Raw genomic sequence first — 11,740 nt, 5'->3', positions numbered from 1 at the left:
AAATCCGTTTCAAAAAATACTTTTCGTTGGGATTGGGCGAAGCATTTGGATACCAATCTCTTGGGCTTTTTACTAAGCAAATCGCCCAAATGTTTCTCCCCTACAAGTACCTGTGCCCCTCGCCCGCTCCCCGCTCCCCCTCTTCCCCTCTCCCTAGCTACCAATGACTACATCTCCTCATGATCGCCTATACAAACTCCTTCCTGCCATCTATCAGATACGGGATGCGGTGGAAGGCGAGCCTCTGCGGGCACTGCTAGCCCTGATTGAGCAAGAATTGCTGACTATTGAAGGGGATATTACCGGCCTTTATGACAATTGGTTCATTGAAACTTGTGCCGAATGGGCGGTTCCGTACATTGGCGATTTACTAGATGTAGAAAAGCTGTACACCGATGATAATTCCCACGTTTACGGGCAGCAAGAGCGACGGGCTTATGTAGCGAACACCCTTGCCTATCGACGGCGCAAGGGAACGACTGCTATGCTGGAGCAGTTGACACAAGATGTAATGGGATGGCGGGCACGAGCGGTAGAATTCGCCCGATTAGTGGGAACTACCCAAAACCTCAACCATATTCGCTCCAACAGTACAACCTTCAATCTGCGAACCAACAACTCCCTGCAACAAACCGGCACACCCTTTGAACAACAAGCGGCATATACCGCAGAAATTCGCCCCATTCGTCGGGGAGGAAGGTATAGCGTTGTCAATATTGGCTTATTTGTCTGGCGCTTATACAGCTATCCTATTGAACGCAGTACAGCGCGTGCTGTTCTAGGACCTGGATCGGAAATTACCGGACAATATTACACCTTTAACCCGTTGGGGAATGATGCGCCCCTGTTTAACCAGCCCCAGACGGAGACAGATATCATTACCCTGGCTCAAGAAATTAATGTACCGAGTATCCTGCGCCGTGAAGTGCTGGCTGATGAACTGAAACAACGGCGACAGTTGCGCTTGCAAGGAAAGTCGTTAGAGGGGCTTCACTATTTCGATCTCGAACCCGTCTTACAGCTCTTCGTCAACGGCCAACCTAACCCCATTCCTCCTGAAGAAATCCTCATCTATAGTTTGGGAGAAGAAGATGAATCTGGTAAAACAGTCTGGCGCATTCCCCCAGATGAATCCGATCGCAGTACTGATGATACTCTCCTACCCACGCAAGTTGTCGCAGTAGACCCGGAATTAGGGCGGATTGCCTTTCTCCATCAACCCTGGCCAACGCGGGTGGAAGTCAGCTACTCCTATGGATTTAGCGATGATTTAGGCGGCGGTTCCTACAGCCGCAATGAACCCGATAGCGATCGCATAACGCTTTCAACTCAAAACCAGGAGACCGAAAACTCCATCTCCCCCCTAATTTGGGAGGTAAAACAAGCCACCTCAGCCGACTCCAATCCCCTCGCGACTGCCATTCAAACCTGGAATCAAACGGTTGAAGCATGGCAAGGATTAAAAGACTCTACCCATATTCCTTTAGCTCGCATTCAGATTCCAACCGTTCAGGTTATACACCTTGATCGGAAAAAAATTCGTCCTTCTTTTAGCCCAGGAATCATTGGTAAAGGGTTGAGAGTCATTGTTCGTCCGGGAAGCTCAAGTGTGATTGTTACTGCCGGTCAGGCTGTCGATCGCCAAGGGAGACTGATTCTTCTTGAGAGAGACTATATAGTCCCTCTCGAAAAATTTAACCTCACTCAAGACGCGAAAGGATGGCTTGTCATTTTTTATCGTCCCCCTTCTGCGAGGAGAGCAAGTGCGTCGGATGAAGCACCGATTGAGTTTGTTTCGGAAACCGCCTTCGATGAATATCCTCCCGGAACGTTTATCCCCCTCATCCATCTCACACTGAATTCGCAAAGGCCGAACCCACAGTTTGACGAGAGCATTTGTCGGTCTTTTCAGTTTAAGCCGGGAATCGTACAGGGATTGGAGGTTAAGCTGCAACCGAGGACGTTAGAAGCCGTGATTACGGCAGGAACGGTTGTCGATGAACGAGGGCGATCGCGAATTATTTCCAATAACTTCTCGGTTGATTTAAGCCCTTATCAAGGTGAAATCAAACGCTTGGTTTTAAGGAAAACAACGGGCTGGAGAAAACAGTGGCAAATTGAGCTATGGAATCAGGAGGATTCTCAAACTAATTTTGAACCCAATTGCATCTATTTAGCAACGTTAGAAATTCCTATAGTCAAAATTGTTGATAATTATACTGATGGAAGCAACGTTCAAAACAAATTTTTTACTAATACTAGCTTGCAGTCAAACTTCGCCAATAATGGGGATAAGGGCGACAAAGGAGAAAATTTTCCTGGTACTAACGCAACTCCGGATGAGATTAAAAGCAACGGTCTAATCGTTACGTTAGTTAATCCCGAACGAGCCATCATCGCTATCTCTCCAGGAACAGTGAGCGATGAGCAGGGACAAACCATTAGTTTAGATCGAGAAATGCAGTTTGATCTGAGTGCTTATTCCGGTCAAACGCTAATTCTATTCATCTCTCACGAAACCAAACAAGGATTACCCCTTACTCCTGTGAGTCTCAAGGGACGAGGATGGGAGCATCTAGGCATCGTCCCTGAAGAACCAGATGAGGCAGAAACAGGAACTATCTTAATCGCAGATAATTGCACCTACGAAGGGGACTTATCCATTGTCGTGCCTGCCGAGAGACGGCTTCAGATTCTGGCGGCTGATGGCTGTCGTCCCCACTTACACGGTAACCTCTCAGTACGGGGAACTGCGATTGCAGAACATCCAGAACCGGGCGAACTTCTTCTGGATGGACTGCTGGTGGAAGGTAGACTTACTGTTTTAGCCGGTAATCTCAAGCGGTTGAATATCAACCACTGTACACTTGTACCCCAGCAGGGCGGACTTTACGTGGAACCCGGATGGCTCGCTCCTCTCGATCTTAACGGCGAGGAGGGGTTCAATGCGATCACCCTAGTCATGTATTGCTTAAATTGGGTGTGGCAGTCGATTTGCCGGGATGTCGGGTTAAGCAATGCTTCTTCGGAATTTAACCCAACTCAACTCTTACAACCGGCCCTCCAGCAGCTACAGAATCGAGTTTCACAAATGTGGCAAACCATCCAACGTTGGCGGTGTCCCCACGAGTCAGAACCTGACACCGAAGCAGCGCCCCCCACAACCCAATGGGATAACGCCCGTTTAGAGATTACGCTTTATCGGAGTATTTGCGGCCCCCTGTACCTCACCGATACCGTTTCAACACTGTCAATTGCCGACAGCATCATTGATAAAGGGCTAGCCGGAGGGAAAGAACAACAACCGGAAGCCATCTCAGCCCCTGGCAGCGAGGTTGAAATCAAAACCACCACAGTTTTAGGCATGACAACCGTTCGCAATTTAGAAGCCAGCAACAGTATCTTCACCGAAAAAGTGATTGTAATGCGGCATCAAAGGGGTTGCATTCGCTTTTCTCATGTCCCCGAAGCATCCCACACGCCCCGCCGCTATCAATGCCAACCCGATATGGCGTTGAAGGCAGCATTGAAACGGGTGCCCACTGCCGTTACAGCGATTCAAATTCTCCCAACCCTTGACAACTCCTTTGTTTTCTTGGGAACGGCGGGGGATGGCGTTTTTCGGTTCGATGCTCAAAACAAGGAGCGTCCGTGGGAAGATGTCACTCGGAACTTATCCAATCGCTATGTCACAGCACTCCTTACCTCCATGCAACCTGGAATTGGCACGATTTCCAGCAGTGGTACTACAGTAACTGGAACTGTGATCGCAAATCAGGAAACGACTGAGGTTAGCACAGCTTTCACTCAACAACTCAAACCTGGAGATATTCTGATAGCCGCCAATCAGAGTCTAAAAATTAATGAAATTCTGAATAATAGTGAGCTAAAAGTTAAGCATTCATTCCAAACAGACTTAAGCACTCCCACATCTTTTCAAATAAATACGCTTTGGGTGGGTGCCATAGATGGGAGTATTTTTTGCTCAAAGAATAATGGAGAAACCTGGACAAAAATCGAAACCAAGATTAATATAGCAATTAATCATTTAGCTGCTTGGGCAAGGCAGGGCACAGGAACAATTTCCAGTGACAGCAGGAAGCTGATAGGAAAGGGGACTTTCTTCTCTTCTCAAGTGCGAGAGGGTGACACGCTTAGCATTGAGGAAGAAACCCGAATTGTAACTGCGCTTGGACAAGCTGGAATAGGAACAATTTCCAGCCAGGGGATTACCGTCAGGAGACAGGACACGAATTTTAACGAAACTCTACAATTAGGTGACAAAATAACTGCTTTCAATCAAACTAGGATTATTGTAAAAATCCACGCCAGCAAGTCAGAAGGAGATTGGCTGGAAATTAATGCGCCGTTTGCCGAGAATTTACCGCAAGGCACTCCTTTCAAAATCAACATTGATACAATCTTGGAAGTCAATGCAGCGTTCAGCAGCAACCTAAAGGAACAGCCTTTCAATATTCATCATTTATTAGCAGCAACGTTAGGAAACGGCATCCTATGGGCAAATGATAGAGGAGAAAACTGGGAAAAAATCAACACAGGTTTAACGAATTTAAATATTACGGCTCTTGCTGTTGATTTCACGGGGCAACTATTTGCAGGGACGAGCGGTGGAGGCGTATTCCAGTTTACCAGCCACGAGGAGAAAAACAAGACAATATCTTATCGCTGGATACCGTTCAACACAGGCTTGACTAACCTGTATATCACGGCTTTGGCCATTGATGCCAAAGGGAAATTATGGGCTGGAACAGCAGGTAACGGTGTTTTTTGTTGCAATCTAAATGAGAAGGGTTGGACGGAAATAAATGAGGAATTAACGAGCTTTGTGATTACGGCAATTGTTCCAGTTCAAATCACAGGAACTCCCAATCCTGTTGTATTCGCAGGAACAGCTAACGGGCAAATTTTTCGTTTAATTCATGAGGAGAAAAAATGGCAGCAACTCAAGTCAGATTCACAAGGAATTGATATTACCACCCTGACGGCTAACGGAAACACCGGAGATGTCTTTGCGGGGACAGCTTCGGGAGATATTTTGCAGTTTACAAATGGAAGCGGCCGATGGATATCAATCAATCAAGGACTGCCGAACATTGCAGAAAAATTGCTGATTATGGAGCGTTTGCAACCCAACTTTACTTCAAGTCAATACGGCAATCCAAGCTATGCCCAACTCAGTCAAGCCAGTATTCCAGAAATTCATACAGGTGCAGAAGATGGAGCTGAAATGGGAGTATTTAATTCCCTCAAGCAGCCCCAACGAGAGGCAAATTTACGAGCGAGTATAGACGAAAATTTGCGATTTGGTTTAGAAGCCGGTATTTTTTATATTACTTGAGGAAAGATTTGAATGAAAGGTGATTTTACCCGGTCTACATTTCAACCTGAAAAGCATTATACTAGCGTCCGGATGCAGCAAGGTCGCCTGCAACTGGACTCAGATTGGAACGAGCAAGTTGATATTGAAGCCTACCTGCGTCATGCTCAGTCAGTGGATATGATTGGTGCGGCTAGTGGCGTCCCTACGAGTGGAGGAGACTCCGAGCAACCCTATCGAGATAGCTTCAAAATTAGTATAACCCCAGATGGCAGCGATTTAGCGATCGCTCCTGGTCGTCTCTATGCTAATGGTACTCTCTGTGAATTAGAAGCAACTCCTTTGGAAGGAACGTTTACAGCTTCTAACCGCATTCAAGTTAATACACTGATTGCAGATGGTCGCCAACTAGACAAATCCCAGTGGATCGAGATAGCACCAGAGAATAATCCCGACTTTAAAGCAAGCGTTCAAATCGCAGATATTAATAATCAAACCCTAGAAATTACATTAAATTTTACTTCGGATGAAATCAAGAAAGGTGTAGAAGAAATCCAACAAAAATCGCAAAAATTGCAGTTGCGTCGGGTGATAACCTACAACACACAGCCCGATTATATCAAGCCTGAAAAACCTTTAGAAAAGGATACTATTTATCTTGTCTATGCCGATGTTTGGCAGCGTCATATTACGGCAATCGAAGACCCTACGATTAGGGAAGTTGCACTCAACGGCTCTGACACAGCAACTCGTACTAAAACCGTTGGTCAGATTAAGCTGAAAAAGCTTGATGAACTTATCAAAGAAGTTGAAGGGGAAGCTGGAAATCAACTTACAACAGCTTTTCAAGACAATAAACAACTGAATAACTTGAATGCCCCCGAATGGGAATCCTTGATGCAACAAGTATGGGGAAATTTTATCACCCAGCAAGAGCAGCGTCAAGCATTGATGAACGCCTGCGCTAAGCTGTGTTCTTCCTCTGGAAGCCAGTCGAATGGAAGCGGATATCAGCGCTTAGAGAATCTACTCTATCGAGTTGAAATTTACGAGCCGAGTCAGACTGAACAGGGCGAGAATAAAGGAAACAATGGAACGAACAAAGCAACCTTTAAATGGTCGCGTGATAATGGCAGCATTGTCAGTCCCATTGAAAGAATTGAGGGCAATATTATTACGATTCGCAAGTCAAGTCAGGATGCTTGGATGTCCTCCAGAGCTGGACAGTGGCTTGAAATTAGCAATGAGGAGATGGAATTAAAAGGGCAGCCAGGAGTAATGGTTCCCCTAAGCCGAGCCTTTGATACCAAAATTGAATTCAATGAATCTCGAATTTTGAATGGGCCAATTCCTAATAATCCAAGCAAGGTGAGATTATGGAGTCATGAAGTTAAAAATGCTCCCAATGGTGTGATTCCTATTGCGGATGATTGGATTGAGTTAGAAACAGGAATTAAAGTTAGATTTTATAAGGATTCTGTTTATAAAACCGGAGATTATTGGCTGATTCCAGCCCGAAACGCAACGAATGATATTGAATGGCCTCATAGCCAAGCCGAACTCCAAAAACGCCAACCTTTGCCTCAACCTCCAAAGGGAATTCATCACGATTACTGTCTCCTAGCATTGATTCAATTCGATGGGCAGGTGAAGGGCGAGGAAGAAAAGCCAGAGCAAGAGGAACAAGAACCCAAAACTATTCGAGATCTGCGGATAATTTTCCCACCTTTAATGCGCTGTTTAGATACAGCAGGAGGAATAATTTCTGGAACGCTAGAAGTGCAGTCTGGGCTATATATTACCAGTAAATACGATAAAAATGAGAAGAGATATATCACGGGTAAGCTCGGCGTTGGTACTAAAGAACCAGTTGCCAGATTGCATGTTCAAAGTCCTACACCTATCTCTGCTGAGGGAAAAATTTCTAGCCAAGGTAGCACTGTAACTGGTAGTGGAGAGACATTTGAAAGACTTGGTATCGGTGATGCAATTATCATTCGCGATTCTTTAGACGAAATCCAAACCAAAATTGTTACCAGTCCGCCTATTAACTTTGAAGGAAAGTCGTTAGAAATTGATAAACCATTTGATTCTGACCTGAAAAATGTAGATTTTGGATATCGACTAGCCAGCGAGCGCACATTAAATATTGTTCATTTCGTGGATCGCGATCAAACCATTCAATTCCTAGTCAATGCTGATGGTAATGTCGGTATTGGAATAGACCCTGATAACGATGCCAAGCTCAATCTTGGAGGAACACTAAAACTTACAAATAATGATCAGACGGCTGCGGTTAGTTTGCAAACAGATAAAACGAATAGCGAAAACTGGCTTCAGTTCACGGCAACTAACCTAACAGGATATTCCTTTGATCAGCAGCTTAAGGCTCGACAAGGTGTCGTTACCAATCGCATTGAGAATTACAACGACGAAAGCCTGATTCTGAAAACCAGCGGCGAGGAACGAATTGCGATCACTTACGACACAGGTAATATCGGCATTGGTATCAGTCTTCCCGTTCAACAGTTAGTTGTTGTCGAGAAGGGCAAAGTAGGGATTGGTTATAATCAGCCCAATCAAAGTGCTACGCTAGCTGTTAATGGCAATGTCGGCATCGGCACGCCCCAACCAGAGGCTCAATTGCATGTGGTGGGCACTGTTCAAGTTGAGACGACTCAAGACGCGATCACTCTTGGTCTAACCCAGAGCACCCAATCTGTCAATATTGGCTTTCAGGATAGCCAACTCAATTTCACCAGCAGAGAGCTAGAAGGGTATTCTTTTGATCAGCCAATTACTGCTCAACAAGGTGTCGTTCTTGGAGGAGCGCTAAAACTTACAAATAATGACAATAATCAGACGGCTGAGGTTAGTTTTCAAATTCATAAAATAGGTAGGGATAACTGGGTACAATTCACTGCTTCTAGCCTAGTAGGATATTCCTTTGATCAGACAATTACCGCTCAAAAAGGTGTTGTTACTAATCGCATTGGCAATCAGGACAAAAACCAAAGTCTTGTCCTGCAAACCAACGATCAAGACCGAATTGCGATCACTTCTGACGGGAAGATCAGTATTGGCGATACAGGTACAAAAAACGCCCAGCTTCAGCTCAACGGCACATTTCAAGTCGAGGCGGCTCAAAATGCCCTTGCTGTTAGTTTGACCCCAAACAACGAAGCCGATTTTGGGAGTGCTTTGCAACTGGCGAGAAATACTCAATCGGTTAATTTAGGCTTTCAAAACCAGAACTTTGTTCTACGAACCAACAACCAAGACCGAATTACGATCGCTCGTGATGGCAAAGTGGGCATTGGGGTTCCTAATTCTCCAAGCCAGCTTGATATCAACGGTACGGCGAAGGCAACACTATTAGAAGGAAATTTTCTTAAGTTAAAAGATTTAACGATTGACCAGTTTTCTAATGAAACTAATCTCACTGATAACGAAAAATCTGTGCCAACAGAAAAAGCTGTAAAAACCTATGTAGATATAGAAATTAATGGACTGAAGACAGACTTAAAAGCCTTCAATGAAGAGATTACTCAGGTTAAAACAACGTTAGCTGATAAGGCTGCACAGAAGGGTAACCTTGAGGTTGATTTTAATGTTAAAAGCCTTAATGTAGAGACAAGTATTTATGCAAAACAGCTGGCTACCGAGACAATTAATTCTAACCGCGTTTTAACCCGTGAAGCTGTTAGCAACGGCTTTTACCAAATTTCATCAAGGGCACTAAAGGAAGAGATTAATGACTTGTCTAGTCAGGAGGTTTCAGCCATCCTCAAAACTCTTAATCCCGTTAAATTTATCTACACAGAAGATGAGTCAAAAACGCCCCAGGCTGGTTTTATTGCAGAAGATACCCCAGATTTACTAACGGCTAATGACAAGCAAGCCATTAAAGTTGTAGATATTGTCGCCATTCTTACCAAAGTTGCTCAAGACCACCGAAAAACGTTGAGTGACGTGGTAAAAATTGTCAAAAAACAGCAGGCTGAAATTGTGGCTTTGACGCAAAAAATAAAAGAAATGGAGGAGAAAACCGATCCATGAGCAAAAAACACGCAATTCGTATAAGTGCCATTAAAGGGTGTTTATATTGGCGAAAAAGCTAACTAACAAAATAATTAGCGTCCGCTTTTATCACCCTCGACTTCTATTAACTCACGCTAAAACAAGGAATTGATTATGCCCGTCACACCTACTTATCCCGGTGTCTATGTTGAGGAAATTCCCAGTGGTGTTCGCACCATTAGTGGTGTTGCTACATCTATTACTGCCTTCATTGGTCGCGCCTTCAAAGGAAAGCTAGATGAGCCGATACGCATTCAGAACTTTGGGGACTTTGTGCGTCAATTCGGGGGGCTATGGAATCAAAGCACCATGAGCTACGCTGTGCAACAATATTTTCTAAATGGTGGTCAAGATGCCATTATCATCAGGGTTTATAAGGATACCCCTCCTGCAACTCCTCCAACTGATGCCCCTCATGCAACTCTTAGTCTTCCTAGTGGTACAGAAAGCTTAAAACTCGAAGCAGCTAGTCAGGGCAGTTGGGGCAAAGCTTTACGAGCAGTAGTTGACCATAACACGCGCACAAGTGGAAACCAAGAAGAAGACGCTAAATTATTCAATTTAACGGTTCAGGAATTAGAAGCACCAGGATCAAAGAAAGTAGCCGCGACTGAAACCCTCCGAAATCTTTCAATCGATCCTGATTCTGCTCGCTTTTACAAAAAGGTAATTGAACAAGAATCAACTTTAGTTAATGTTCCAGAAAGCGATCAAAGTATTATTAAAGCTCGTCCTGATGCCACAGAAATTGATGCCTCAACCAAGGAGCTAAAATATGTTACAGCGACTGGGGGCAGTGACGGTGAAGATATAACCGATACAGAAATTTCTGCTGATGCCTTAAAAGCCGATCGCAAAGGACTGTATGCCTTAGATAAAGCAGATTTATTTAATCTACTCTGCATTCCTCCCCTCACACGAAAACAGGACGATAAAGCGGACGTAACAAATGACATGTGGACAAATGCAGCTAAATATTGCAAAGATAAGCGAGCCTTTTTGATTGTAGACCCACCCTCAGTCTGGAAGAAGATTTCCGATGCCGTCAGTGGTGTGGATACTCTTCGTGGCACTATTGGGGCTGATCTTGCCACCAATGCAGCGATTTATTTCCCCCGCTTGAAAATGGCTGATCCACTTAAGGAAAATCGTACAGAGGAGTTTGCTGCTTGTGGCGCAATAGCTGGAATTTTTGCTCGTACTGATTCGCAAAGAGGAATTTGGAAAGCACCCGCAGGCATAGAAGCCTCAGTCGTAGGAGTACGAGAACTTTCCTACAAGATGAATGATGGTGAAAACGGTCAATTAAATCCTTTAGGCGTGAATTGCGTGCGAAATTTCCCCGTTTATGGCAATGTCCTTTGGGGAGCAAGAACGTTAGCTGGCGCTGATCAACTTGCTTCGGAATGGAAGTATGTTCCCGTTCGCCGACTCGCCTTATATCTGGAAGAAAGCCTATACAGGGGAACACAATGGGTAGTATTCGAGCCAAATGATGAACCTTTGTGGTCACAAATTCGGCTCAATATTGGCTCATTTATGAACAACTTGTTTAAGCAGGGAGCATTTCAAGGTAAAACGCCTAAAGAAGCTTACTTCGTCAAATGTGATAGTGAAACAACCACTCAATATGACATCGATCGAGGCATTGTCAATATCGTCATTGGTTTTGCACCCCTTAAACCTGCTGAATTTGTCATCCTCAAATTCCAACAAATTGCTAATGAAAGTGCCGCTTAAAGAAGGTAGAAGTAAGGGGCAGAAGGTAATTAAAATCACTGCAACAGGAGAAGATAATGGCTCAATTTAGTGTGAATGCTCAACGGTTTGACCCCTATAAAAACTTCAAATTTCGAGTTAAATGGGATGGTAAGTATGTTGCAGGTGTAAGTAAAGTTGGAGCTTTAAAGCGGACTACAGAAGTAGTAAGTCATCGCGAAGGGGGAGATCCTAGTAGCCAACGCCATTCACCAGGCGCAACTAAATATGAAGCCATTACCCTAGAACGAGGTGTAACTCACGATAAAGAATTTGAACAATGGGCGAATAAGGTTTGGAACTATGGCTCTGGTTTGGGTGCAGAGGTGTCTTTGAAAGACTTTCGCAAGGACATCATTATTGAACTGATGAACGAAGCGGGACAAGTTGCGATCTCATACAAAGTCTTTCGCTGTTGGGTATCGGAATTCACAGCCATGCCGGAACTCGATGCCAATGCGAATGCGGTTGCCATTCAAAGCATTCAGTTGCAAAACGAAGGCTGGGAACGCGACTACGCCGTAAACGAACCAACAGAACCCAGTTTCCTCGAACCTAGCTAAT

The 11,740-nt window shown here is 44.6% G+C and carries 4 protein-coding genes; all 4 read left to right on the top strand.

Translation table 11 applies throughout. The features are described 5' to 3' along the window. The first annotated feature begins 163 nt into the window (after nt 1–163). The 4 genes from H6F93_RS00430 (at nt 164) to H6F93_RS00415 (ending at nt 11,739) form a co-directional block, all read left to right on the top strand. Nucleotides 164–5,359 (top strand): ligand-binding sensor domain-containing protein, encoded by a 5,196-nt coding sequence (locus H6F93_RS00430; protein WP_190678124.1) that lies wholly within the window; start codon nt 164–166, stop codon nt 5,357–5,359. Nucleotides 5,360–5,371: 12 nt separating this feature from the next. Further along, nucleotides 5,372–9,397, top strand: coding sequence for a DUF6519 domain-containing protein (locus H6F93_RS33220; protein WP_199313398.1), 4,026 nt, complete (start codon nt 5,372–5,374; stop codon nt 9,395–9,397). Between the two features lie 330 nt (nt 9,398–9,727). Further along, entirely contained in the window at nt 9,728–11,158 is a 1,431-nt protein-coding gene (locus tag H6F93_RS00420) for a phage tail sheath family protein (RefSeq protein ID WP_524537871.1), read from the top strand. Between the two features lie 56 nt (nt 11,159–11,214). Further along, nucleotides 11,215–11,739, top strand: coding sequence for a phage tail protein (locus H6F93_RS00415; RefSeq protein WP_190678118.1), 525 nt, complete (start codon nt 11,215–11,217; stop codon nt 11,737–11,739). Nucleotide 11,740 lies beyond the last annotated feature (1 nt).

It is taken from the genome of Leptolyngbya sp. FACHB-671, assembly GCF_014695745.1.
In the GTDB taxonomy this organism is placed as follows: domain Bacteria; phylum Cyanobacteriota; class Cyanobacteriia; order Elainellales; family Elainellaceae; genus JAAUTN01.
The sequence above is the reverse complement of the archived record's forward strand: the minus strand, read 5'-3'. Positions and strand labels throughout refer to the sequence as shown.

What these genes read in the sequence shown, in the direction of transcription:
- H6F93_RS00415 (WP_190678118.1), top strand. Translation starts at nt 11,215, where the DNA reads ATGGCTCAATTTAGTGTGAATGCTCAACGGTTTGACCCCTATAAAAAC.
- H6F93_RS00420 (WP_524537871.1), top strand. Translation starts at nt 9,728, where the DNA reads ATGAGCTACGCTGTGCAACAATATTTTCTAAATGGTGGTCAAGATGCC.
- H6F93_RS33220 (WP_199313398.1), top strand. Translation starts at nt 5,372, where the DNA reads ATGAAAGGTGATTTTACCCGGTCTACATTTCAACCTGAAAAGCATTAT.
- H6F93_RS00430 (WP_190678124.1), top strand. Translation starts at nt 164, where the DNA reads ATGACTACATCTCCTCATGATCGCCTATACAAACTCCTTCCTGCCATC.